The following is a 24,498-nucleotide window of genomic DNA, read 5'->3' as shown; positions in this document are numbered from 1 at the left end:
GGCGCTTGGGCGCGAGCGCCCGCGACTACACATCAGAGAGGAGACGGGGGAATCCCCCGAAGAAACGACGAAGGCGGCCCTGCTCGCGCGTGAACACGCGAACAGGGCCGCCTTCGAAACAGGTGGAGGTGGCGGGAATCGAACCCGCGTCCTTCAGCATCGAGCCAGGGCTTCTCCGGGTGCAGTCTGTAGTGTCGTTCTACTCGGCCCCAGCGCTTGTACAGACACATCGCTGACGGGCCCAGCCACGAAAATGTCCCGCTCAGGCCCCGTGGCCTGATCTGAGCGGTGAGTCATCTAAATGGTGCCGGATCCCGAGCCGATGACGAGCCCGGGCCGACAGAGTCGCTATCGCTTAGGCAGCGAGAGCGAACTCAGTGCGCTTGGAATTGGCACTTGAATTTACGCGAATGCAGGATTAACGAGGTCACAAACACAACCCTCGACCCGCTTCCCCTGGAACGGCTACCAAAGTCGAAACCGATCACCCCCTGTGAAGTTGTCAAGACCACCTGTCACCCGAGGGTTCCGGGCGGCCGACAAGCGAGTGAACGAGCACTCGCGTGATCGTCACTCTACCTGTTGAACGGTGTGGGGACCAAGCTGATTCCCCGTGACGGCGGGGGATTCCCCCGGGCAGGGAGAAACCCCCGTGAGGCGGACTCCAGAGCGGTCGACGCGGCTCACGGGGGCGGTCGGCCTGGGTTGGGCCGACCTTGAAAGGCGACAGGGCCTCCCCAGAGACGAGGTCCTGCCTCTCACGCTGGCCCGCTACCCCTGTCGCGGTACCAGTCACAGGGAAAGACGCCGCCGGAGCACCCGTGGGTTGCTCCGGCGGCGTCCTCGATCCGAGTTCTCACTGGCCGGTGAGGTCGGCCTCCGCCTCGGTGCCCAGGCCCTCCGGCGGCGCGGACTCCTCACCGGGCACACCCTCGGTACCGGGCGCCCCCTCGGCTCCGGGGACTCCCTCGGTACCGGGCACGCCCTCGGCACCGGGGACGGCACCGTTGGCCAGCCCGTTGAGGAAGCTGGTCGCGGAGGTGACGGCGTACTGCTGCCACTGGCTCATCTCGGGGTCGACCTCGGCGAGGACCGCGAAGGCGACGTCCCCCTGGTAGCCCACGAACCAGTGCAGCGCGGTGCCGTCCTGCTCGGTGCGGGCCGCCTGGCCGTACACCTGCTCCTCGCCGACGTTCACCTCGGGGATCCGGAGGGTGACCGCGTCGCGCAGCCCCTCCCGGACGACCTCCAGGTTGGTCTCGTCGAGCTCGTTGGCGTTGGCCGGGCTGGGCCCCTCCTCGCGGACGAGGGTCGGGCCGTGCCAGGAACCGTCGGCGATGGCCCCGGCCGCCAGGGCCATGGAGAGCGGGCTCACCTGGACCCCGTGGTCACCGATCATGGCGGAGGCCAGTTCCGCGTCGCCGTCCGCGATGTCCACGGTCCCCGGGGAGACGGGCAGCGGCAGCTGCCAGTCGGCGCCCAGGCCGAGCTGCGCGGAGACGTCGGTGAGCGTGTCGGCGCCGACCTCGGACGCGATGTCGACGAACCCGACGGTGCACATGTAGGTCATGTTGCGGACCAGCGTGGGGTTCTCGGCGAGGAAGCCGTTGCTGGGGTTGGTGAACACCTGGTCGCCCACCTCGGACTGGAACCCGCAGGGCATGGCGCTGTCCGCCGTGACCGCCCCGGCCTCCAGCGCGGCCAGGGCCGAGACCATGGTGAAGGTGCCGCCGGGCGCGTAGGACCCGGTGAAGGCAGCGTCGTCGGCCGTGCTGCCGGAGGCGTTGGCGGCCGCCAGGACCTCTCCGTTGGTGGTGTCCACCGCGACGAGGTAGCCGTCGCCGGGCAGCGACTCCAGCGCGTTCTGCGCGGCGTGCTGGGTGGCCAGGTCCAGGGTGGTCTCGATGCCGCCGCTGCGCACGCCCTCCCAGGACTCCAGGACGTCGGTCTGGTCGCCGTCCTCGCCCAGGCTGACCACCTGTGTGGTGGCGGTGCCGGCCAGCTCCTGCTGGAAGATGTTCTGGAGGCCGCTCAGACCCACGGTGTCGCCCGCCTGGTAGGCGCCCGCGACACGGGAGGAGACCCGGTGCTCCGACGTGCCCGCGACCTCTCCGAGGACGAACGGGGCCACCGTCGGTGACAGGTTGACCTCGACCTCCTGGGTGTCGACACCGGAGATGCTGGAGGCCTCGCTCAGAAGGGCGCTGTCCGCGTCGCGCATGAGGACCAGCGGCTGGAACTGCTCGGGCGGGGCGGAGCGCACCCGGTTGAGCAGCGGGTCGGGGTCCTCGTCGAGGAGCTCCGCGAGCTCCGTGACGCCCGCTTCCTTGTCCTCCATGTCGGCGGGCAGCACACCGAAGGCGGTGACGCTGTCGGCGGAGACGAGGGGTTCACCGGACCGGTCGAGGATCTGGCCCCGGTCCTTGATCTCGTAGCTGACGGCGAGGCGCTCGCCCTCGGAGAGGTCGGGGTGGATGACGCTCGGGGACCAGTCGATGACCCAGCCGGTGGGGCCGTTGGTCAGCGACATCCGCCCGGTGTAGTTCCACACCGGGTCACCGATACCGAGGTCCGCGGTGGCGCCGAACTCGGCGCTCGCGGACCCGCCCTCCGTGGAGATCCGGCCGAGGTCGAACCGGATGGAGGCGAGGTCGAGCTGGTCGTGGACCTCGGTCAGGGCCCGCTCGACCTCCTCCGGGTCACCGGTGGTGTACCTGGCGGCCTCGGCGTGGTTCCCGTCCTGCCAGGCGAGCAGGAAGGACCTGACTGCCACCTCCGGACTGGGGTGGGTCGTGCACGCCGCGAGACTCAGGGCGACGATCAGGCCACTGCTGGCGGCCGCGATCCTGCGGCCGAGGGGACGGGGGGACACCTTGTGTGTTCCTTTCAGGCGCCTCAGTGTGGGACAGCTCAACGCCGACGGCGAAGCGCGCGCTCCATGTCACGCTTGGCTTCGCGTTCGGCGATGGCATGGCGCTTGTCGTACTCACGCTTACCGCGAGCCAGAGCGATCTCCACCTTGGCCCGCCCGTCACTGAAGTACAGGGAGAGCGGGATCAGCGTGCGCCCGGGCTCCCGGGTCTTGCCGATCAGCCGGGAGATCTGCTCGCGGTGCAGGAGTAGCTTACGTGATCTGCGGGCCGAGTGGTTGGTCCAGGTGCCCTGTGAGTACTCCGGGATGTGCACGGCTTCCAGCCACACCTCGCCGTCGTGGATGTGCGCGAAGCCGTCCACGAGGGAGGCGCGTCCCTCTCTCAGGGACTTCACCTCGGTACCGGTCAGGACCAGCCCCGCCTCGTAGGTCTCGTCGAGGTGGTACTCGTGCCGGGCGCGGCGGTTCTGGGCGATCAGTTTCCGCCCGGTTTCCTTGGCCACGGTTGTATCCCTTCATGCGTCCGGGGGGCCACGTCGTGTGGCCCCCCGGTACCCGGCGCCCGCCCTGAATCCGGCGGTGACCCGTCAGACCTTCAGGTAGCGGCGCAGGGTGAGGAACGAGGTCACGGTGCACAGGAGCACACCGAGGATCATCGAGACTCCGATGACGTACAGCAGCGAGCCCGTGCCCAGTGCCACGTCGAACTGGAACCACTCCTCGATCTGGGTGAGCAGCGTGTACCTCGTGGCCACGATGAACCCGGACGCGATGACACCACCGATGAGACCGGCGATGGCGCCCTCCAGGAGGAAGGGCAGCTGGATGTAGAAGTTCGACGCGCCGACCAGGCGCATGATGCCGGTCTCCCGGCGGCGGCTGTAGGCCGACAGCCGGATGGTGTTGCCGATCAGCAGCGCGGCGGCGGCCAGCTGCACACCGGCGACCACCAGAGCGGCCCACTTGAGACCGTCGAGCAGCCCGAAGAACTGTTCGAGGACGCGCTGGTCGTTGGAGACGGAGTCGACACCGGCGGCCCCGTCGACGGCCGCGCGCACGGTGTCGTAGTTGTCGGGGTTGGTGAGCTGCACCCGGTAGTTCTCCGGGATGTCACCCTCCTGCGCGGCCTCCGCGAGGGCCTCGTTGGAGGAGCCGATGCGCTCCTGGAAGTCGGCCCAGGCCTCGGCTGCGGTGAGGTACCGGAAGTCCTCGACCTCGGGCAGCGAGTTCAGCTGCGCCTCAAGGGCCTCGCGGTCCTCCTCGGTCGCCGCGCCGTTCTCCTGGCAGGCGGCGGTCGGTGAGATGTCGTTGCACATGTAGATGGTCAGCGTGATCCGCTGGTCCCAGTAGTTGCGCATCTCGGAGACCTGCTGGTTGACCAGCAGACCGGCACCGAACAAGGCGAGTGAGATGGCCACGGTCGTGATGACCGCGATGGTCATCGTCAGGTTGCGACGTAGGCCGATCCACGTCTCGGAGAGAACGAATTGTGCTCGCATGATCTGTTAAAGGTCCATCCTTCGGGGCTTCGCCGTGCCGGTGGTCTCGCGGTCGCCGACCGCCCGGCGACGAGCGTGCCAGGGGTCAGTACGCCTGGCCGTAGACGCCGCGCGTCTGGTCGCGCACCACCAAGCCCTCTTCAAGCTCGATCACGCGCTTGCGCATCGAGTCGACGATGGCGGCGTCGTGCGTCGCCATGACGACGGTCGTGCCCGTGCGGTTGATTCGGTCCAGCACCTTCATGATGCCGATGGAGGTCGCCGGGTCGATGTTTCCGGTGGGCTCGTCGGCCAGCAGGATCTGCGGGCGGTTGACGAAGGCGCGGGCGATGGCCACGCGCTGCTGCTCACCACCGGAGAGCTCCCCGGGCATGCGCCCGGCCTTGCCTTCGAGGCCCACGAGCTCGACGACCTCGGGGACGACCTTCTTGATGAACCGCCGGGGCTTGCCGATGACCTCCAGGGCGAAGGCGACGTTCTCGAAGACGTTCTTGTTCGGCAGCAGGCGGAAGTCCTGGAAGACGCAGCCGATGCGGCGGCGCAGGTGCGGGACCTTCCAGTTGGACAGGCGCGCGAGGTCCTTGCCCGCGACGTGCACCCGTCCCTCGTTGGGCTTCTCCTCCTTGAGCACCAGCCTGAGGAAGGTCGACTTGCCGGAGCCGGACGGGCCGACCAGGAAGACGAACTCGCTCTTGTCCACGTCGATGGAAACACCGTCGAGCGCGGGGCGCTTCTGAGTTGGGTACAGCTTGGTGACGTTATCGAAGTGGATCACAGGCGCATCACAAGGCTCTCGAAGGTATGGGCACCCGGCGGACTGAGCTCCGCGCGGGATCGTACCGGCCGCATGGCCACCGACAGTTTAGAGGGGGCAGGGGCCCGGATTGTCCAGGTCCTGTCGCACCCGAGAGATCCGTGGAGATCAGAGCACTATCGGACAACAGCCACGAGCATATCGGAGGTGTCAACCGATGATAACGTTCACATATAGCAGTTTCGGTAAAACTGCGGAGTCGTGAGCGTCACCGTTGGGCTACGGAGCGGGTTCGACCGCTCCTGGTTCCACTCGTACGACCGGGCGTGTCCCCGCCGCTCGGGCGGGGACGCCACGGGTCAGTTCTGTTCGTTCTTCTCCCGGCTGCGCATCCACCGGATCTCGGCGTCGATGAACGCGTCGATCTCGCCGTCGAGGACACCGGAGGTGTTGCCGGTCTCGGCGCCGGTGCGCACGTCCTTCACGCTCTGGTACGGGTGCAGGACGTAGTTGCGCATCTGGGTTCCCCAGCTGCTCACCGAGTCACCGCGGATCTCGTCCAGCGCGGCCTGCTCCTCCTCGCGCTTGCGGGCCAGGAGCTTGGCCTGGAGCATCGACATCGCGGTCGCCTTGTTCTGCAACTGCGAGCGCTCGTTCTGGCAGGAGACCACGATGCCCGTGGGCATGTGGGTGATGCGCACGGCCGAGTCGGTCGTGTTGACGCCCTGGCCGCCGGGGCCGCTGGAGCGGTACACGTCCACGCGCAGCTCGGTCTCGTCGATCTCGATGTGGTCGCTCTGCTCCACCATCGGGACGACGTCCACGCCCGCGAACGACGTCTGGCGCCGGTTCTGGTTGTCGAACGGCGAGATGCGCACCAACCGGTGGGTGCCGTGCTCGCCCCGCAGGGTGCCGTACGCGAAGGGGGCCTTGACCGCGAACGAGGTGGACTTGATGCCCGCCTCCTCCGCGTAGGAGGTCTCGTAGACGTCCGTGGGGTAGCCGTGCCGCTCCGCCCAGCGCAGGTACATGCGCTGGAGCATCTGCGCCCAGTCGGCCGCGTCGACGCCGCCGGCCTGGGAGTTGATGGTGACGATCGCTTCGCTCTCGTCGTGCGGCCCGTTGAGGAGCGTGCGCACCTCCAGCTCACCGATCTCCTTGCGGAGCTGCTCGAGCTCACGGTCGGCCTCGGCCTTGGTGTCGGGGTCGTCCTCGCCCTCGGCGAGCTCGTAGAGCACCCCGAGGTCGTCGAGGCGCTGTCCGATGCCGTTGACCTTGTTGACCATGGACTCCAGGCTGGAGAGCTGGCGCGTCACCTTCTGCGCGTTGGCCTGGTCGGCCCACAGTTCGGGGTCCGCGGACTGCTCGCGCAGTTCGGCGATCTGGGTCTGCATCGCCTCCAGGTCCAACACGGCGGTCACACTCGCCAGGGTCGCCGCGAGTTCCTTGATTTTCTCTGCTGGGTCCAGTTCTGCCACGGGACCCAGTGTAGGTCCCAGCGGGAGGGCGCCCCCCATCCGTGCCCGGCGGACCCGCCCGGGGAGGCCACCGTCACCGTCACCGGGCCCCAGGCGGAGCGGGCCCCGGACACGCCGAAGGGGCGCCCGGTGGTCCGGACGCCCCTCAGGTGCTCAGTCGGCTAGTCGACCAGCGAGCGGATCGACCGCAGGGCCACCGAGAGGGTGGCGAGGTCGAAGCGCTCGTTCTCCTGGATCTCCGAGAGCGTGATCCCGGCGCGCTGCACCGAGGCCTCGTTCTGCTCGGACCACTGGGCGATCAGCTCCTCGTTGGAGCCCTCGCCGCCCGCCTCCAGCACGCGGCTGGTGAGGTCCGCGTGCGCCGAGTACAGGTCGTCGCGCAGCGCCGAACGGGCCATCGTGCCCCAGCGGTCGTCCCGGGGCAGGTCGATGATCCGCTCGCGCCACCAGCTGATGTTGAACCGGTCGGCCAGCTCGAAGTAGAGGCTGGCGACCCGCCCGGCCGGCTGGCCCGTGCGGTGCGCGATCTCCACCAGGTCCAGAGTGGAGTAGGCCGGGACCATCACGGCGACGCGCTCCGCGAGGTCCGAGGGCACGCCCAGCGAGACGTACCGGTCGCGGCGCTCCTCGAAGGCCTCCAGGTCGCGTCCGCGCAGCAGCTCCCGGAGCTGCGGCAGCACCTCGCCCACGCCCTCCGCGAAGAAGCCGATCTCGCTGGCGAGGTCGAACGGGAAGGTCCGGTTGCGCAGCAGCCACCGGGCGGAGCGCTCGGCCAGCTTGCGAATCTCCAGCAGCAGCACCAGCTGGCTGTCGACCGAGATCTGGTGGTCCAGCTCCTCGATCTCGCCCCAGTACTGGCGCAGGCCCAGGATCTCCTGCGTGACCAGGTAGGCGCGGGCGATGTCCGCCGCGCTGGAGCCCAGCTCCTCGTTGAGGCGGAACGCGAAGGTCGTCCCCGACCGGTTGACCATCTGGTTGGTCACCTGGTTGACGATGATCTCCCGGCGCAGCGGGTGCGACTGCACACCGGCCGCGAAGCGGTCCAGCCGCAGCGGGGTCGGGAAGTAGTCCGTCAGGGTCGACGCCAGGTACGGGTCGTCGGCCAGGTCGGACAGCCCGATCTGCTCCTTGAGGCTGATCTTGGTGTAGGAGAGCAGCGTGGCGAACTCGGGGCCGGTCAGCCCCTTGCCCTGGGCCCGCCGCTCCGCGATCGCCTTGTCGGAGGGCAGGTCCTCCTGCTTGCGCTTGAGGACCCTGGTCCGCTCCAGGTGACGCATGTAGCGGCCGTGGACGTGCAGCATCTCGTGGGTCTGCTTGCGCGCGGCGGCCAGGACGGCGTTCTGGGAGTAGTTGTTGTCCAGGACCAGCGACGCGACCTCGTCGGTCATGTCGATGAACAGCTGGTCGCGGTCGGCCTTGGCCATCTCGCCGGACCGCACCTCGCGGTCCAGCATGATCTTGATGTTGACCTCGTGGTCGGAGGTGTCCACACCGGCGGAGTTGTCGATGAAGTCACTGTTGACCCGGCCGCCCTCGCGGGCGAACTCGATACGGGCGGGCTGGGTCAGGCCCAGGTTTCCGCCCTCACCGACCACCTTCACGCGCAGCTCGGTGGCGTCCACGCGCACCTGGTCGTTGGCCTTGTCGCCCGCGTCCGCGTGGGTCTGGCCGCTGGCCTTGACGTAGGTGCCGATCCCGCCGTTCCACAGCAGGTCCACCGGCGAGGTGAGCACGCACCGGATGAGCTCGTCCGGGGTGAGCGCCGAGACGCCCTCGTCGATCCCCAGAACCTCGCGGACCTGCGGGGTGATCGGGACGGACTTGGCGGTGCGCGGGTACACGCCGCCGCCCTCGGAGATCAGCGACGGGTCGTAGCTCTCCCAGGTGCTGCGCGGCAGGCGGAACACGCGCTCGCGCTCGGCCCACGACGCGGCCGGGTCCGGGTCGGGGTCGAGGAACACGTGCCGGTGGTCGAAGGCGGCCACCAGTTTGATCTTGCGGGACAGCAGCATGCCGTTGCCGAACACGTCACCGGACATGTCACCGATGCCGACGACGGTGAAGGGCTCCTCCTGGACGTTGACGCCCATCTCGCGGAAGTTGTACTTCACCGACTCCCACGCGCCCCGGGCGGTGATGCCCATGGCCTTGTGGTCGTAGCCCACGGAGCCGCCGCTGGCGAAGGCGTCGCCCAGCCAGAAGCCGCGTTCGTTGGAGATCGCGTTGGCGGTGTCGGAGAAGGTCGCGGTGCCCTTGTCGGCGGCGACCACCAGGTAGGAGTCGTCGCCGTCGTGCAGGACGGTGCGCTCCGGGTGCACGACCCGGCCGTCGACGAGGTTGTCGGTGACGTCCAGCAGGCCGCTGATGAACTGCTTGTAGCAGGACACGACCTCGGCCATGACCTCCTCACGGCCGCCCCCGGCGGGCAGGCGCTTGCAGACGAACCCGCCCTTGGCGCCGCTCGGCACGATGACGGAGTTCTTCACCATCTGCGCCTTGACCAGGCCGAGGATCTCCGTGCGGAAGTCCTCGAACCGGTCCGACCAGCGCAGGCCGCCCCGGGCGACGGAGCCGAAGCGCAGGTGGACGCCCTCGACGCGCGGCGAGTACACGTACATCTCGAACCGGGGCCGCGGGTTGGGCAGGTCCGGGATCTCCTGCGGGTTGAGCTTGAGCACCAGGTAGGGGCGCCCCTCGGAGCCGCCCTGGTAGTGGTTGGTGCGCAGGGTGGCCTGGATGACCGCCAGGAACGAGCGCAGGATGCGGTCGTGGTCCAGGCTGGCCACGCCGTCCAGCTCGCCCTCGATCTTGCCGACGATCACGTCGCCGCGCTCGGCGCGTCCCTCGTCGGCCTGGTCGGGGTCGAAGCGGGCCTCGAAGAGCTCCACCAGCAGGTTGGCGATCCCGACGTTGGCGACGAGGACGTCGGCCAGGTAGTCGGGGGTGAAGGTCGATCCGGTCTGGCGCAGGTACTTGGCGTAGGCGCGCAGCACGGTGAGCTGGCGCCAGTCGAGTCCGGCGCGCACGACCAGGGCGTTGAACCGGTCGGACTCACCGAGGTCGCGCCAGGAGGCGTCGAAGGCGTCCTCGAAGAGGGCCTTCAGGCGGCTCGGGGAGAGCTCGGAGGCCTCCAGCGGGCCCAGGCCGAAGTCGTAGATCCAGACCCGGCCCACCCCGCCGACGGTGATGTCGTAGGGCAGCTCGTCCACGACCTCCACGCCCAGGTGCTCCAGGACCGGCAGGACCTGGGAGAGCGAGATGGGCTGTCCGATCCGGGCCAGGCGGAAGCGCCAGGTCCCGGGGGCGGCCCCCTCGGGCTGGTAGAGGCTGGCCGAGAACTCGCCCTCGCGGTCCTCGGAGGAGGTGCGCTGGAGCAGCTCCTCGATGCGGAAGATGTCCCTGGCGGCGACCGTGGGGTCGTTGTCGATCTTGTAGGCCTCGGTGAGCCCGGGGCCGTAGCGCTCCTTGAGCGTGGTGGCGCGGGTGGGGCCGAACTCGTCGACGAGCGCGTCGTCGAAGTCGGCGTCCCAGGAGCGGGCCGCCTGGCGGACCTTCTCCTCCAGCGCGACCTGGTCGATGTCCGCGAGGGTCTGGCCGCTCTGCGCGCGGGCCACCAGGTAGAGGCGGGCCAGCGGGGCGGCGCCGATCATCACGTTGTGGTCCATGGTGGCGCCGTGGAAGGCGTCGGCCAGGACCTTCTGGATGTCGAGGCGCACCTGGGTGCTGTACTCGTCGCGCGGCATGTACACGAAGCAGGACATGTAGCGGCCGCCGTACGGGTCGCGGCGCATGAACAGCTTGGTGCCGCGGCGGTCGCGCAGCCGGAGCACGCCGCGCACGATGCTGTAGAGCTCGCCCACGGGGATCTGGAGGAGTTCCTCGCGCGGGAAGGTCTCCAGGAGTTCGATCAGGTCCTTGCCGTCGTAGCTGTCGGCCTCGAACCCGGCCAGGGCCAGGACCTCGGCCTGTTTGCGGCGCAGGATCGGGATCTGGGCGATGCTGCTGGTGTTGGCCTGGGACGAGAACAGGCCGAGGAAGCGGCGCTCCCCGACGATGTTGCCCTGGGCGTCGAACTTCTTGACGCTGACGTAGTCCAGGTACTTGGGCCGGTAGACGGTGGCGCGGGAGTTGGCCTTGGTGAGCACCAGCAGGTAGGGCTCGCGGGCCTTGCCGCGGATCTCCGGGGGCAGCGCCGAGAACCGGGTGGAGGCGGACGGGTCCATGCGCAGGATGCCGAGGCCGCTGCCGGGCTCGGGGCGCAGCGAGTCGTCGCCGTTCTCGTCGGTCACGAGGGCGTACTCGCGGTAGCCCATGAAGGTGAAGTGGCGCGAGGCGATCCAGCGCAGGAAGTCGACGCTCTCCCCGATCTCGCGGGGGTCGACGCCACCGGCCACCAGGCGGTCCGGGTAGGCGGAGAGCTCGTCGGCGATCCGGATGACCCGGTCGCTCATCTTGGCGGAGTCCTCGTCGGCGTAGCGAACGTCGTTGAGGACGCGCTCCAGCCGGGTGGTGATCTCCTTGACGCGCCCGGGGTCGCTCTGCCGGTCGATCTCGATGTGCATCCACGACTCGTCGATGGGCAGCAGGCCGTCGCCGCCGATCTCCGGGTCGATCTCCACCAGGCGGCCGGACAGGTCACGTCCCACGGTCATCTGCGGGTGGATGATTAGCCGCACCCCGGCGCCCAGGTCGCTGAGGGCCATGGTCACGGAGGAGACGAGGAAGGGCGCGTTGTCCGTGACGATCTCGACGATGCTGGTCTGCTGTTCCCAGCCGTCGTGTTCGAGGGTCGGCGTGTAGACGCGGACCTTGGCCCGGCCCGGCGCCCGCTCGGCTCCGAAGGCCTGGTGGGCCTCGGCGGTCCCGCAGATCTGCTCGGGGCTGCGCCCGCTGATCTCCTCCGGGTCCGTGTGGCGGTAGTAGAGGGGAAGGAAGGCGCGGACCGCGTCGGCGGCCTCGGGGCTCAGTCGGTCCCCCGGACTCCACCGGGAGGCCGCGTCCTTGAGCAGCTTCTGGAGGATGACGTCGGATTGCCCGGACATAGGGATCTCTCACTCCTTTGTGAGCAACGTCGCACGAGCGCAGTAGAGGACACCCGGTCATGTGACGTGTGTGACTCGTCAGGCGACCTGTGAACTTCTGTGGCTGTCATGTGAATTCTCGTGAGGTCCTTGGGCCGCAAGGATCCCACGAGGGCGTTGGTTGGATTGGTACCTGTGCGCACAGGTGGCGTCAAACGAGGTCGGGACGTCATTGTCCCGGCCTCTGCCCCCACGAAGTGGGGACGGACCCCAGGCTACTGCTTTTCGCGCAGGAGAACAGGACCAACACCGTTACAGCACGATTACGCACTGTAAGACCTGGATTGCGGCGGACACCGGAGCACCCGCGTGCCCGGTGCGGTCACCGCGTCGTGGCCTGGTGGACGGCGCTCATCACGGCCCTGGGGTCGCTCAGGTCCGGGAGCACGATCTGCGCTCCGGCCTCCCGGAGCTGGCCCTCGGTCGTGGATCCGTTGAGCACCGCGACGGGGATCGCCCCGCCGATCATCGCCGCGCGCACGTCCGGGGCGGAGCCGGTGACGAACACCGTCTCGTCCTCGGAGTAGGCCCGGCCGCCCTCACCGGAGGCGTGCAGCCTGATGGACTGGATCAGGCTGGACTTGGGGTAGTTGACGGAGCCGAACCCGCCCACCCCGAGGTTGAGGTGGGTGTCCAGGCCGAAGGCCACCAGCTTGGCGGTGGCGTTGGCCCGGGTGCTGCCGCTCACCACGGTCTGCACGGTGTCCGGCAGCGCGGCCACGGCCGCCAGGGAGGCGGCGGCACCGGGCATGACCCGCCCCTTGGCCAGGAGCTGTTCGTGGCGGGCCGCGAAGGAGGCCTCCAGCGCGGCGAGGAAGTCGCCCAGGACCTCGGAGTCGGGTTCGAGCTCGACGTAGTTGCGGGCGCAGAACTCGAAGAACATCTCGGAGTCCGTGCGCCCCGAAGCGGAGGTCAGGTAGACCAGCGGCTCGCCGGTGACCTTCTCGAAGGCCTCGGCGTAGGCGGCCCGCATGACCTGTCCCACGTCGAGGAGGGTGAGGTCGATGTTCCATAGCACCAGGCGGCTGATGGCTGACTCCTCGGCGTCGGGGTTCGGGGACGCCACCATTGTGCCGGATGGGCGATTCAGGGAGGAAACGGAGCCCGAACCCGGCTGCTGGCCGGATGGGGCCACTCTCCGCTCAGGGCCCTCACCGAGGCGTACCGTGATGGTCCCCGCGCCCCCTGGAGGCCCCGTGGACGGCAAAGGCGTGCTCGCCCTGACGGCGGCCCTGATCGGCGGAATGTTCCTGGTGCTCTACTTCGGGATGGGACTCCTGCACCGGGTCTTGGACGGCGACGGTGCCGCGCTCGGGCCCCTGGTGCTCCTCGTCTCGGGGACGGTGCTGGCGTTCGCCGCCCTCAACGCGTGGCTGGACTGGGACTCCGACGGCGGGAGCGGTGGTGGTGGCGGGGGCGGCACGGGCAGCAACGGCGACGGCGGTGACGGAGGAGGCGACGGCGGCGGCTGAACCCAACGCCGCCCCGCAGAGGCGAGGCCACCGTTCGTGATCCGGCAGGCATCCGGGCAAGGAGCCCCGTCCCAGGCCAGGAGTGACGCGCGAAGCACACGCGACGGCGTCCCAGCCCGGGTCAGGACCGGGACGCTGACACGGGAACCTCAGACGTGCGAGGGACGTGCGGCGATCAACTGCGCGAAGGCGGCCCACTCGGCGGCCCCGATCGGCAGGAAGCCGTGATCGGGGTTCTTGGAGTCACGGATGGCCGCGCCGGTGGGCAGGTCCGCGACCTCGACGCAGTTTTCCTGGGAGGTGGAGTAGGAGGACTTGCGGAAGGTCGGAGCGACCTGGGCCACCTCGACGCAGTTCTCATGACCAGTGGAGTAGGAGGACTTGCGGAAGGTGAGGATGGGCGCGACCTCGACACAGTTCTCCTGGGCGGATGAGTAGGAGGACTTGCGGAACTCCAGCAACATGATCAGGCTCGCTTGTCGTGCTCGGCGGCGATGGATTCAATCAGGTCGAGAGAACCCTGAGGGTCCAGCGCCAGGTTTTGGACGGCATCGAAAATCAGCGCGTGTCGGTCGAAGTAGTCTCCATCTTCGACGTACAGCGTCTCCACACCGGTCGTGATGGATACGATTCCCGGCTCCGGCCTTGGAAAATCGTACAAGGCGAAGGCCCCATCGATTGCAGGGTGGGCCCCAATCTCATCAGGCAGGGCAAGCACGGTCACCCTGTAATGCGCAGCCATACCTGCGAGGAAGCGCAACTGTTCCGCCATCACTACGTGAGACCCAACTACTTTGCGTAGGGCAGCCTCATCGATGACAGCGGTCAGGCGCGGTCCATCAGGTGCGTCCAGCACAGATCGTCGCGCCATCCGAGATTCCACCTTGCGCTCAAGCTGGTCTGGCGGAACTATCTGACTCGCCTGAGACACAGCCGAGGCGTATTCCGGTGTCTGTAGCAGTCCCGGCACCACTACCACCTCGTACGTTCGAATTCGGACCGCTTCGGCCTCCAGGTCAGGCAGAGCCCCCGGGAAGAGGTCAGCGTACTTGTGCCAATCGCTGCGTCCGCGAGCCTCCTCAGTCAGACTGAGAAGGTGCGCCCGGTCGTCTCCCTCCACCCCGTAGAGATCGAGCAGGGCTTCCACCTCGGAGCGCTTCGGATACTTCCACTCGTTGCGCTCAGCACGCGTCAACTTGGTGGCAGAGGACCATCCCAGCTCTGCCGTCACCTGAGCGGCGGACATGCCGCTGTTCGCCCGCAGCCGTTTGAGTGCGGCCGACAGGCGACGGCGCCGTACGCCAGGCGAGTGTCCACCAGTCACGGAAACCCCTTCCAGACCGAACCTTTGGGTCTGAATCGTAGTGGTGAACACTCCCGGCAGGTTTTTTAGATCAAACACAATGAACACCTTGAGATTGTGTCTGAACACAAGCATACTGGAGCCAGTGGGACACCCATACCGGGTGTTGCCTCCTCTACGTAGGGAGCTGACTCCATGGCGTCAACCTTTGTGCCTGATGTCGAGCTGTACACCGAGGTCATCCAGATCATCCGGGGCGGTGAGCCCGATGAGGACGGGATCCCGCTGGCGGGGCGGATCTCGCCGCTGACCCCGAGCTACAACACCCAAACCTGTGCCTGCTCCTGCGTCGCGATCGGGCACAGCTTCTGGGAACAGCTCGACCGGCTGAACCCCTACCGAAAGGACAGCGACATCTGGATGCGCGTCCTCCTGGAGGGCGACGACGAGGGCGGGCTTCCCGAAGGGGCGAGTGTCATCGAGACGAGGCGGGTGAGCTACCTCGTCCGCTAGAGCCCCCTCCGTGCCGTTGGGCGGCGCCGCATTCGTCACGCGGCGCCGCCCATCCGCACGGCCGGACATCATCCATGGCAACAGTGCCTCAAGGAAAGCGGTACGGCGTGAACCTGGACAACCTTCACACGCGGCTGGTCGACCGGTTGGACACCACCAACACGATCCGTGCCGCCTTCACCGACCACCCCCGACACCGGTTCATCCCGGACCTGGTCTGGCCCAGCGCTCGGGGCCTACCGCTCTACCGAACCGCCGACCTCGCGCGGTGGGCGGCGTACGTCTACGACGATGACGCCGTGGTCATCCAGGCCAATGACGGGGGCAGTGGCTCGTCCAACATCGCCACTTCCTCCTCCTTGGCACCGCAGCTCATGGCGGACATGATCGCGGCGGCCAGGGTGGAACCCGGAATGCGGGTGCTGGAGATCGGTACCGGGACCGGCTGGAACGCCGCGATCCTCGCCTCCCTGGTCGGACCCACCGGGCACGTGACCTCGTTGGAAATCGACCCCGACGTCGCCGCACACGCCCGGTCGCGGCTCTCGGGAACCGGAGTGCGGGTCATCACCGGAACCACCGCTCCCGATGCGGACGCCTACGACTCGGTCATCGCCACCTGCGCGGTCAGGCACGTACCCGAGTCGTGGACCGCCTCCCTCGCCTCTCCGGGCGTGGCCGTCCTCCCCTGGGCGCCCTACGACTACGACGGCCCCACCCCGGTTGTCGCCCTGTCCCACACCCTCCAGGGCGACTTCCTGTGCGATGCCTCGATCATGCGCGACCGCACTCAGAGGCTCCCCCGAGACACCTTCGCGGGGACCGCCCAGGAGATGGAACAGGTGGGTGGCTTCCCTGTCGGCTCCCGAGAGCTGGTCGACCGTGGCCTGCTCACCCGCCTGACCCTGGCCACCCCAGGTCTGCGTATCGAGGAGGGAAGACGCCCCTGGGACGGTGACTCCGCCCCGGTCATCGCGCTGAGCACGGCCGATTCCTGGGTGCACCTGTGGCCGGACGGCACCACCACGGGGGCCGGTCCCCGCGACCTCGGCAAGGAACTGGGAGAGGCCTACGTCGAACTCGACGCGGCGGGCTGGCCCGAGCTGGCGGAGTTCACCCTGGAGGTCTCCCCCGACCGCAGAACGCACACGATCCGAGCAGGTGCCCTCGGCCCCTGGGAACACAGCGTTTGGTGAGCGCTCCCGGGGACGCCAAGGGCCGGGCCGCCGCGCGCCTGTACGAACGCCTGGGCTGGGAGCGTCCGGGCGCGATCACGCACGCCTTCGACGGATCCCCCGGGGTGCCCGCGTACTGCTACGTCTGGGACTCCTCGACCAGGTAGCGGATCTCCTGGACCGCGAACCACATGAGCTCGTGGTCCTCGGCGGCTTCGGAGGCCGGGTCGGCCGCGGCCTCGGCGATGTCGGCGGCCGCGTCGGTGTCGTCCAGGTGCGCGGACCGGAGCTTCTTGTAGGGCACGCCGCCCCGGACGGTGACCCGGACGACCCCTTCGGCGTGGCGTCCGCCCCGCTCCACGGCGGCGTCGGGCATCTCGGCGGCGAGGACCACGCGGCGGCGGGGCGCCCCGGGGTCCTCGGACAGCATGCGCAGGGAGGCCTCGGCCGCCGCGTACATGGCGTCGTACTCGGCCTCCTCGGGGTCCCCGTCGGGCCCGGCGTCGGCGGTGAAGGTCGGGAGGGCCTCCCCCTCCAGTCGACCCCGGTCGAGCAGGGCCGCGAGCGCGGGGACGGTACTGGGCAGGAAGACGTACATGGGGCTCTCCAGGCGGGATCGGGTCCCTACGAGTTTCCCAAAGAACCCGACGGGGTCAGACCGGCTGCCGCTGGTGGTCGTCCTCGGGGGCCAGGAAGCGGGACAGCGCCCGGCGGGTGCTCTCCACGTCCGTGTGCAGGATGCCGGTCATCCCCAGGGACTCGGCGGTCTCGATGTTGTGCGCCAGGTCGTCGATGAACACGCAGTCCTCGGGCTCCAGGCCCAGCTGCTCGCAGGTGTGCAGGTAGATGCGCTCCTCGGGCTTGCGCATACCCACCTCGCCGGAGATCACCACCGTGTCGAAGGTGGACGCGAAGTGGTCGCGCGGATAGCCGTTGCCCCAGGAGTTGGACAGCAGCGCGGTCCCGTGCCCGCTCCCCCGGGCCGAACGCAGGGTGTCGTACATGGCGTCGACCGGGTCGAAGTGGGCGAACATGCGCTCGATCAGGCCCTGCGCCCGTACCGGGGCGCCGTGGGTGGAGCGCAGCAGGGCGGCGAGGTCGCGCTCGAACAGGTGGGTCTCGATCTCGCCGCGTTCCAGGGCGTGCACGGGGTTGTCCGGCACGCTGTTGTCGAAGTACGGACGCATGACCTCGTGGTAGTGGTCGATGTCGATCCGGTCGGACCTGAGCCAGGCCCGGATTCCCTCGGGCAGGGGTGGGGTGAGCACACCGCCCCAGTCGGAGATGACCCCTCGTCGGGTGCCGTTCATCCGCTCGCCTCCTTCGGTGATCGCCGTGGGGACCACCGCCCGGCCTCGCGCGGAGCCGAGCCGGACGGGGAACGGTTCTTCCCGTTCCCCGTCCGGTTCAACCGCGTCTCACCCGGTGGCGACCCGGCGGCGTCAGTAGCCGAGCCCGGTACCTGCGGTCACGTCGGCGCCGGGGATGTCCACCGGCAGGGTTCCCGAGGGGGCGACCTCTCCGGCGATCACCCGGGCGGCAGCCACCCGGGAGACCTCCACCGCCGAGTACAGGGCCAGGTAGGCGTCGACGTCCGGGAAGGCCTCCAGGTCGTAGGGGCCGCCCTGGGCGACCACGACCACGGGGGTGCCCTGGGAGCGCCCCGCGGCCACCATGCCGCGCTGCTCCTCGGAGCTCCGCGCGTTCCGGGTGCCGACCACGAGCACGTCCTCGCCGCCGTCCACGACCTCCAGTCCGGCGTCGGTCAGGGCCGGGGCGATCCGGTCGGCGCCCTCCCCCTGGACACGCACGCGGGTGCCCGCGTCCAGCGGCAGCAGGTCGGCCTCGTTGCGGACCACGGTGACCGAGGCGTCGGCCACCCGCTGGGCGGCCTCGGCGTGCTCGGTGTTCTCCATGGCCGCGTCGGCCTCGGCCGGGTCGGCGGACTCGCGCTCCAGGACGCCGCGCTTCTCCTTGAGCGTGAGGATGCGCAGCACCGACTGGTCGATGCGCTCCTCGGTGAGTCGGCCGCTCTCGACCGCCTCCCGGATCGCCGCCACGGCGGCGCCCGGGTCCGGCGGCATGAGGAGCTGGTCCACCCCGGCCTCCACCACGCGCACGGCGACCTCACCGTCGGCGTGGGTCTGGCGCACGCCCTCCATGTTGAGGGCGTCGGTGGTGACCACCCCGTCGTAGCCGAGCTCGCCGCGCAGGATCTCGTCGATGATGACCGGCGACAGGGTGGCCGGGTCCTCGCCCGGGTCCAGCTGCGGCATGAGCACGTGCGCGGTCATGATGGCGTCCACGCCCGCGTCCACGGCCGCCCGGAACGGCGGCAGGTGCTCGGCCTCCCAGCGGTCACGGGGCAGGTCGATCACAGGCAGGCCCGTGTGGCTGTCGACGTCGGTGTCGCCGTGTCCGGGGAAGTGCTTGATGACCGGCACGACGCCGTGCTCGGAGTAGGCGTCGGACTCGGCCAGCACCATCTCGGACACCAGTTCCGGGTCGGAGCCGAAGGAGCGGATGCCGATGACCGGGTTGTTGGGGTCGGTGTTGACGTCGGCGTCGGGCGCGTAGTTCATGTTGACGCCGACCGCGAGGAGTTCGTCCGCCGTGGTCGACGCCCGCAGGGCGGCGAGGTCGGTGTCACGGGTGGCGCCGACCGCCATGGCGTCGGGGAACAGGGTGCCCACGGGCATACGCACCACGAGGCCCTGTTCCTGGTCGATGCTGACGAACAGGGGGACGCCCTGCCCCACTTCGGCGGCCTGGTCCTGCATGCCCGCCGACATCTGTGCGATCTGCTCGGCGTCGTTCAGGTTGGCGTCGAAGTAGATGACGCCGCCGGGCCGGTGCGCCTCGATCTGGGCGGCGTTGTCGGCGGCCGTGGTGCCCTGCGCGGTCAGGACCAGGAGCTGGCCGATCTTGTCGTCCAGGTCCATCTCGGCGAGCAGCTGTGGGGCCAGGACCGGCTCGAAGGGCTCGGCCGTGGCCTCGGCGCTGGGGTCGTCGTTCTCGGGCGAGGTGTCCACCTCCTCGGGTGTGGTGCAGGCTGTGGTGATCAGGGCGAGGGCCACGCAGGCCGGGGCCAGGGCGCGTGGAACGGACGATCTCATAAGGGACTTCATCTCCGCCGGATCGCTGGTTGCGGCCGGAGACTACCCGCTCCCCGGAGCGGGCAGGACGCACCCCGCCGTGGCGGGGGCGGAACGCGGAGGGTCACTCCCAGACGAACAGGTCCTCTCCCAGCTCGACCGCTCCCCCGGCCAGCTCCGAGAGGGCGCCCGGCTGGGCGTCCAGGGCCACCACCGGCACCACCGAGGGCCGCCCGGCGGCGGCGACCGCGCCGGGCGACCAGCGGATCACCGGTGTGCCCGCCGCCACCTCCGTGCCCTCCTCGGCCAGGAGGGTGAACCCCTCCCCGGCGAGCTGCACGGTGTCGATGCCCAGGTGGACGAGGACACCGCGTCTGTTGTCGGCGGCCATGACCACGTAGGCGTGAGGGTGGAGCTTGACCAGGGTCCCGGCGATCGGGGCGACCGCCTCGTGTTCGGACTCCTGGCCGCCCTCCTGTCCCGGTTCGGGGTGGACGGCCACACCGGGGCCGACCATGCTCTGGGAGAACACCGGATCGGGCACCGTGTCCAGGGACAGGGCGGTTCCGGCGACGGGCGAGAGTACGCGCAGCGCACCGTTCAGGTCTGACATGAGGGAGGTCTTCCCTGGGAGCGGGACTTAACCCGGATAAGGGGCGGCCAGAAGGGTACAAAGGCCTGACTTTCCGGATCCCGCTCCGACGGGCTAGTCCAGCAGGTCCTGGATGTCGTCCGTGAGGGAGTCCGCCTCCGGGCCGACCACGACCTGGACGACGTTGCCCGAGACCAGGACGCCGTGCGCGCCCGCCGCCCGAAGGTCGGCCTCCCGGACCAGAGCGGGGTCGCTGACCTCGGTGCGCAGCCGAGTGATGCAGGCCTCGATGTCCTCGATGTTGGCGGCGCCGCCCAAACCGGCGACGATCGCCGTTGCCTTGTCCGACATGTGCCCTCCGTGCTCTACCCGGGATCACGTGACCCGGGGGGGTCTGAGCCGAGCTTAGAGGTGGCGTGCCTCACACGCCAGGGTCGGCGCGGTGGTCGATCGTCGCCGGAGGCGCCGGGCTCAGCCGGAGCGGCCCGGATCGCCGCCCCCGCTCGGGGCGTCCGACCCGGGTTCGGTCGTACCGTCCGCCCTCGCCGGAGCCGTGTGCGGTGCGGCCTCGGGCTCGTCGGGGTCGGGCTCCCGTCCGGGCGTGGGGAAGTTGAACCTGCTGATCAGCAGGTAGAAGATTCCGAAGTAGACCAGGAAGTAGAACGCCCCGAACAGCAACAGCACACCCAGTCCCTCGGTGTTGCTCTTCGTCGCGTTCAGCAGCAGGTCGATCAGCCCCGCCGAGAAACCGAAGCCCAGTTGGACGTCGAGCAGGTTCATCACGGCCAGCGAGACCCCGGTGAGCACGATGTGCACCGCGAAGAGCACCGGCGCCACGAAGATGAAGGCGAACTCCACCGGCTCGGTGATGCCCGTGACGAACGCGGTCAGCGCCGCCGGGATCATGATCGAGCCGATCTGCGCGCGCCGGGCCTTGGAGGCCGTCAGCCACATGGCGAGCGCCGCTCCCGGGAGACCGAACATCAGCACCGGGAAGAAGCCGGACAGCAGGGTGCCCGCCTCCGGGTCCCCCGCGAAGTAGCGGGTGATCTCCCCGTGCGAGACCACGCCGCCGTCGTCGGTGTAGGTGCCCGAGACGAACCAGACGAACGAGTTCACCACGTGGTGCAGGCCCAGCGGCAACAGGACGCGGTTGATGACGCCGTACACCCCGGCGCCGAGGGCGCCCGCGCCGATCAGGGCCTCGCCCAGGTTCTGGATCCACATGCCGACGATCGGCCAGACCAGGCCCAGCACGACGCCCAAGCCCAGACCGGCCAGTGCGGTGACGATGGGGACGAAGCGGCGGCCGCCGAAGAAGCCGAGCCAGGTGGGCAGCTTGATCCGGTGGTAGCGCTGCCACAGCACGGCGGCCACCAGGCCCACCACGATCCCGCCGAGCACGTCGGTGGGGTTCTTGACGGCGTGGTTGATCACCGGGAGGACGGCGTTGACCGCCTCCGGATCCGCGACCGGTTCCCGGGTCACCGGATCGGTCGCCAGCGGATAGGTGACCAGCCGGGACCCGATGTCGCCGGCGGGGCCGTCGAAGGTGACCATCGTCCAGGTGGCCACACGGTCGAACACGAGGTAGCCGACCACGGCCGCCAGGGCGGTGGAGCCGTCCGCGCGTCGGGCGAAGCCGATCGCCACGCCGATCGCGAACAGCAGCGGCAGGGCCTCGAAGATCGCCTCACCGGCGGTGCCCACGGCACCGGAGACCGGCTGCATCCAGCCCATCCCGTCGATCCCGGCCAGGCCGTCCGCTCCGAGCAGGTCGTCCTGGCCGAGGCGGAGCAGGATCGCGGCGGCGGGCAGGACCGCGATGGGCATCATCAGGCTGCGGCCGAGCCGCTGGAGCACGGCCAGCGCGGCCGAACCGCGCTTGCGCGGGGGGTCTCCGGGTTCGGCGGGGGCGTTCTTCGCTGGGGTTGGGTCCGACATGGTGGGGGGTCCTCCCTTTCGGACGCGCGCCCCTGGCGCGCGAGACGTCAGTCTCCGTGCCTCCGCGGGTCCAGGCGGGAGTGCAGCTGGTAGCGGTCGGCACGGTAGGTGGACAGGGCGAGTTCCACGCACTGTCCCTTGGCGAAGCTGCGGCGCTGCATGATCAGCACCGGGCTTCCTGCGGGTAGGCCAAGGAGACGGGAGTCGGCCGAGTCGCAGATCCCGGCCTCGATGGTCTGCTCACCGGAATCCAACAGGATGTCGAACTCGTTTTCCAGGACCTCATAGAGGGATCGTTCGGCCAGATCGTGGTCCTCCAGGCCGGGCACCATGGCCGCCGGGATGTTGGAGCGCTCGACCGCCATGGGCTCGTCGTCGGCGGTCCGCATGCGCTCGATGTGGTGCACGAGGGTGCCGGGGGCGATGTCGAGCATGCGCGCGGTGTGGCCGCTGGCCGGGATGACCTGGCGGATCAGCTCCCGTGCTCCCGGCTCGAAGCCCCGGGCCCGCATGTCCTCGCTGAAGGAGGCCAGGACCAGGGACATCTCGATCTTCGGCCGGGCCACGAAGGTGCCCTTGCCGGGGACCCGGTAGAGGCGGCCCTCAGCGACGAGGAGGTCGATGGTCTGGCGCACGGTCATGCGGGAGAGACCGTAGGTGGAGCTCAGCTCGCGCTCGGAGGGGACCATGTCGTCCACGCCCAGCCCGGCCGCGGTGATCCAGTCCAGGAGCAGATCGCGGAGTTGGACGTACTTCGGCAGGGGGTTGCTGGCGTCGATCGGCATGGAGCGGGTGGCCTTCTCGGTCGGCGGGTCGGGTGGTCCGGTGGTCGGCGTTCGACCTTAGCGCGGCATCCGCCCGGACTCGTGGCACTTGCCGGGTCATGCCGGGATCTGACTGGTATAGTCCGGACTAGACCATAGCTCGACCCGCGTGTCAATCCTCCTTGTGGTACGCGGAGTGAACCAGCATCGTGGCTGGCCAGCGGCGTAGTCCGGGCCGTCCACTCGACCAGCGCGGCCCCCGGCGTACGTCCAGGACCGCACGTCCCCACCGGAAGGCTCCGTATGTCCACCACGAGCATGATGCTCTCCGAGATCGCCGAACAGCCCGAGGCACTGCGCCGCACCTTCGCCGAACTGCTGCCCCTGCGCGGGGAGATCGAGGCGCTCGGCCGCGCCACCAAGCACGTCCTGTTCATCGCCCGGGGTTCCTCGGACAACGCGGCCGTCTACGGCAGCTACCTCCTCCAGGCGCACACCGGCCGCCTGGCCACGCTGGGCTCGCCCTCCATCGCCACCGCCTACGGCGCGCGGATCGACCTCTCCGACGTCCTCGCCGTGGCCATCTCCCAGTCCGGCAAGACCGAGGAGATCGTCGAGACCATGCGCTGGGCCGCCGACTGCGGCGCCCGGACCGTCGCCGTCACCAACGGCGCGGACTCCCCGCTGGCCGCCGAGGCAGACGTCGCCCTGGTCACCCGGGCCGGGAACGAGCTGGCGGTCCCCGCCACGAAGACGTACAACACGCAGCTGGCCGCCCTCGCGGTGCTGGCCCTGGGCCTGGGCGCGAACCTGGACGCCGGGGAGCTGGAGCTGGTGCCCGCCGGTATCGAGGAGACCCTCGCGGCCCCCACGGACTCCCTGGAGGAGATCGTGGAGCGGATGGTGGCCGTGCAGGGCGCGGTGATCTCCGGTCGCGGCATGGCCTTCTCGACCGCTCTGGAGGCCGCCCTCAAGCTCAAGGAGGCGTGCTACCTGCACGCCATGGGGCTGTCCTACGCGGACCTCCAGCACGGCCCCATCGCCGTCGTGGACCCGCGCACCCCGGCCCTGCTGGTCGCCGCGCCCAGCGGCCCCACCCTGGAGGGCACGGTCGCCCTCGCGGAGCGGGTCCGCTCCGCCGGTGCCCCGGTGTTCGGCTTCGGCGGCGGTTCCGCCCTCGCCGCCGCCAGCGACCTCTCCGTGCCGGTCCCGGACGTGCCCGAGTGGGTCGCGCCGATGAACCTCATCGTCCCCGCCCAGCTGCTCACCGAGCACCTCGCCCGCCGCCTGGGCTACGACCCCGACGTCCCCCGCGGCCTCAACAAGGTCACCCAGACCACCTGAGCCACAGGGTTCTCCCCGCCACCCACCGCTCCCACGCTCGACGGGTCTCGGGCCGCACGGGGGCGTCCACGGCCCGGCACCGCGCACGCGGCGCCGGGCCTTCGTCGTTCCAACTCACGGCAAAGAATCCGGCCGACCGGGGCGGGGTCGCGCGCCCGGCACCGCGTCCGTCGCGGGCGCGGCCCACAATGGGCGCACCGCACAGAGGAGAGACCGTGGCCAAGTACGTGATGATCAAGCACTACCGGGGCGCACCGGCCTCAGTGAACGACGTCCCCATGGACCAGTGGACGCCCGAGGAGGTCTCGGCGCACGTCGGCTACATGAACGACTTCGCGGACCGGCTGAGGGGGACCGGGGAGTTCGTGGACTCCCAGGCGCTCGCCCCGGAGGGGACCTTCGTCCGCTACGACGGCGAGGGAAGCCCGCCCCTCACCTACGGTCCCTTCCCCGAGAGCAAGGACCTCGTCGCGGGCTGGATGGTGATCGACGTCGACAGCCACGACCGCGCCCTGGAGCTGGCCGCGGAGCTGTCGGCCGCCCCCGGGGCCGGAGGGCGGCCCATCCACGAGTGGCTGGAGCTGCGCCCGTTCCTGGGTCCGCACGGCTGAC

At 69.5% G+C, this 24,498-nt stretch carries 22 protein-coding genes and 1 other RNA gene; 6 read left to right on the top strand and 17 right to left on the bottom strand.

Annotated elements, in window-relative coordinates:
- Positions 1-120 precede the first annotated feature (120 nt).
- From ssrA to AC0VYL_RS05205, 8 genes are all read right to left on the bottom strand, one after another.
- Positions 121-492: a transfer-messenger RNA gene (gene ssrA / locus AC0VYL_RS05240) on the bottom strand.
- A gap of 364 nt (positions 493-856) precedes the next feature.
- The gene (locus AC0VYL_RS05235) at positions 857-2,872 is read right to left on the bottom strand and encodes a penicillin-binding transpeptidase domain-containing protein (RefSeq protein WP_475459789.1); all 2,016 of its coding nucleotides are present in this window, start codon (positions 2,870-2,872) and stop codon (positions 857-859) included.
- Between the two features lie 38 nt (positions 2,873-2,910).
- On the bottom strand, positions 2,911-3,375 hold the full coding sequence (gene smpB / locus AC0VYL_RS05230) for an SsrA-binding protein SmpB (protein ID WP_378743263.1): 465 nt from the start codon (positions 3,373-3,375) through the stop codon (positions 2,911-2,913).
- An 84-nt stretch (positions 3,376-3,459) separates the two neighbouring features.
- A complete protein-coding gene (gene ftsX / locus AC0VYL_RS05225) occupies positions 3,460-4,371 on the bottom strand; it encodes a permease-like cell division protein FtsX (RefSeq protein WP_475459785.1) in 912 nt (303 codons plus the stop codon).
- A gap of 85 nt (positions 4,372-4,456) precedes the next feature.
- Complete coding sequence (ftsE, locus tag AC0VYL_RS05220) at positions 4,457-5,146, bottom strand: cell division ATP-binding protein FtsE (RefSeq protein ID WP_017542492.1); 690 nt, start codon at positions 5,144-5,146, stop codon at positions 4,457-4,459.
- 338 nt (positions 5,147-5,484) lie between these two features.
- On the bottom strand, positions 5,485-6,603 hold the full coding sequence (prfB, locus tag AC0VYL_RS05215; RefSeq protein ID WP_475459783.1) for a peptide chain release factor 2: 1,119 nt from the start codon (positions 6,601-6,603) through the stop codon (positions 5,485-5,487).
- Between the two features lie 161 nt (positions 6,604-6,764).
- Positions 6,765-11,645 carry an NAD-glutamate dehydrogenase gene (locus tag AC0VYL_RS05210; protein ID WP_475482474.1) on the bottom strand — a complete coding sequence of 1,627 codons (4,881 nt, stop codon included), beginning with the start codon at positions 11,643-11,645 and terminating at the stop codon, positions 6,765-6,767.
- A 361-nt stretch (positions 11,646-12,006) separates the two neighbouring features.
- Positions 12,007-12,753 (bottom strand): HAD family hydrolase, encoded by a 747-nt coding sequence (locus AC0VYL_RS05205; RefSeq protein ID WP_475482473.1) that lies wholly within the window; start codon positions 12,751-12,753, stop codon positions 12,007-12,009.
- A 127-nt stretch (positions 12,754-12,880) separates the two neighbouring features.
- Here AC0VYL_RS05205 and AC0VYL_RS05200 point away from each other — a divergent pair, with 127 nt between their 5' ends.
- A complete protein-coding gene (locus AC0VYL_RS05200) occupies positions 12,881-13,156 on the top strand; it encodes a hypothetical protein (RefSeq protein ID WP_475482472.1) in 276 nt (91 codons plus the stop codon).
- 149 nt (positions 13,157-13,305) lie between these two features.
- On the opposite strand, the gene AC0VYL_RS05195 is transcribed toward AC0VYL_RS05200, so the two are convergent.
- Both AC0VYL_RS05195 and AC0VYL_RS05190 read right to left on the bottom strand, forming a co-directional pair.
- On the bottom strand, positions 13,306-13,620 hold the full coding sequence (locus tag AC0VYL_RS05195) for a DUF397 domain-containing protein (RefSeq protein WP_475482471.1): 315 nt from the start codon (positions 13,618-13,620) through the stop codon (positions 13,306-13,308).
- Between the two features lie 2 nt (positions 13,621-13,622).
- Positions 13,623-14,588: a helix-turn-helix domain-containing protein gene (locus AC0VYL_RS05190; protein ID WP_475459770.1), complete on the bottom strand. Its 966-nt coding sequence runs from the start codon at positions 14,586-14,588 to the stop codon at positions 13,623-13,625.
- Between the two features lie 66 nt (positions 14,589-14,654).
- On the opposite strand from AC0VYL_RS05190, the gene AC0VYL_RS05185 reads away from it, so the two are divergent.
- The 3 genes from AC0VYL_RS05185 (at position 14,655) to AC0VYL_RS05175 (ending at position 16,314) form a co-directional block, all read left to right on the top strand.
- Positions 14,655-14,972, top strand: a complete 318-nt coding sequence (locus AC0VYL_RS05185; RefSeq protein ID WP_475482470.1) for a hypothetical protein — start codon at positions 14,655-14,657, stop codon at positions 14,970-14,972.
- A 107-nt stretch (positions 14,973-15,079) separates the two neighbouring features.
- Entirely contained in the window at positions 15,080-16,168 is a 1,089-nt protein-coding gene (locus AC0VYL_RS05180) for a methyltransferase domain-containing protein (protein WP_475482469.1), read from the top strand.
- A complete protein-coding gene (locus AC0VYL_RS05175) occupies positions 16,165-16,314 on the top strand; it encodes a hypothetical protein (protein ID WP_475482468.1) in 150 nt (49 codons plus the stop codon). Before AC0VYL_RS05180 ends, AC0VYL_RS05175 begins: the two co-directional genes overlap by 4 nt.
- Here the strand turns inward: AC0VYL_RS05175 and AC0VYL_RS05170 are convergent.
- The 7 genes from AC0VYL_RS05170 to AC0VYL_RS05140 all read right to left on the bottom strand — a co-directional run bounded on the left by AC0VYL_RS05170 (position 16,287) and on the right by AC0VYL_RS05140 (position 22,563).
- Positions 16,287-16,745, bottom strand: coding sequence for a DUF6912 family protein (locus AC0VYL_RS05170; RefSeq protein ID WP_475482467.1), 459 nt, complete (start codon positions 16,743-16,745; stop codon positions 16,287-16,289). The two genes, AC0VYL_RS05175 and AC0VYL_RS05170, sit on opposite strands and share 28 nt — an antisense overlap.
- Before the next feature lie 55 nt (positions 16,746-16,800).
- Positions 16,801-17,457, bottom strand: a complete 657-nt coding sequence (locus AC0VYL_RS05165) for an HAD family hydrolase (protein ID WP_475459760.1) — start codon at positions 17,455-17,457, stop codon at positions 16,801-16,803.
- A 132-nt stretch (positions 17,458-17,589) separates the two neighbouring features.
- Complete coding sequence (locus AC0VYL_RS05160; protein WP_475482466.1) at positions 17,590-19,263, bottom strand: glycoside hydrolase family 3 protein; 1,674 nt, start codon at positions 19,261-19,263, stop codon at positions 17,590-17,592.
- A gap of 103 nt (positions 19,264-19,366) precedes the next feature.
- Positions 19,367-19,855 carry a PTS sugar transporter subunit IIA gene (locus AC0VYL_RS05155; protein ID WP_475459756.1) on the bottom strand — a complete coding sequence of 163 codons (489 nt, stop codon included), beginning with the start codon at positions 19,853-19,855 and terminating at the stop codon, positions 19,367-19,369.
- Between the two features lie 93 nt (positions 19,856-19,948).
- A complete protein-coding gene (locus AC0VYL_RS05150; protein WP_475459753.1) occupies positions 19,949-20,185 on the bottom strand; it encodes a PTS sugar transporter subunit IIB in 237 nt (78 codons plus the stop codon).
- Between the two features lie 120 nt (positions 20,186-20,305).
- Positions 20,306-21,778: a PTS transporter subunit EIIC gene (locus AC0VYL_RS05145; RefSeq protein ID WP_475482465.1), complete on the bottom strand. Its 1,473-nt coding sequence runs from the start codon at positions 21,776-21,778 to the stop codon at positions 20,306-20,308.
- 47 nt (positions 21,779-21,825) lie between these two features.
- A complete protein-coding gene (locus AC0VYL_RS05140) occupies positions 21,826-22,563 on the bottom strand; it encodes a GntR family transcriptional regulator (RefSeq protein ID WP_017542475.1) in 738 nt (245 codons plus the stop codon).
- A gap of 282 nt (positions 22,564-22,845) precedes the next feature.
- On the opposite strand from AC0VYL_RS05140, the gene AC0VYL_RS05135 reads away from it, so the two are divergent.
- On the top strand, positions 22,846-23,886 hold the full coding sequence (locus tag AC0VYL_RS05135) for an SIS domain-containing protein (protein WP_475482464.1): 1,041 nt from the start codon (positions 22,846-22,848) through the stop codon (positions 23,884-23,886).
- Between the two features lie 215 nt (positions 23,887-24,101).
- Positions 24,102-24,497 carry a YciI family protein gene (locus tag AC0VYL_RS05130; RefSeq protein WP_475482463.1) on the top strand — a complete coding sequence of 132 codons (396 nt, stop codon included), beginning with the start codon at positions 24,102-24,104 and terminating at the stop codon, positions 24,495-24,497.
- Position 24,498: the final 1 nt, after the last annotated feature.

It is taken from the genome of Nocardiopsis sp. iso_238 (assembly GCF_056173325.1).
This window is presented reverse-complemented; position numbering and strand designations above follow the sequence as displayed.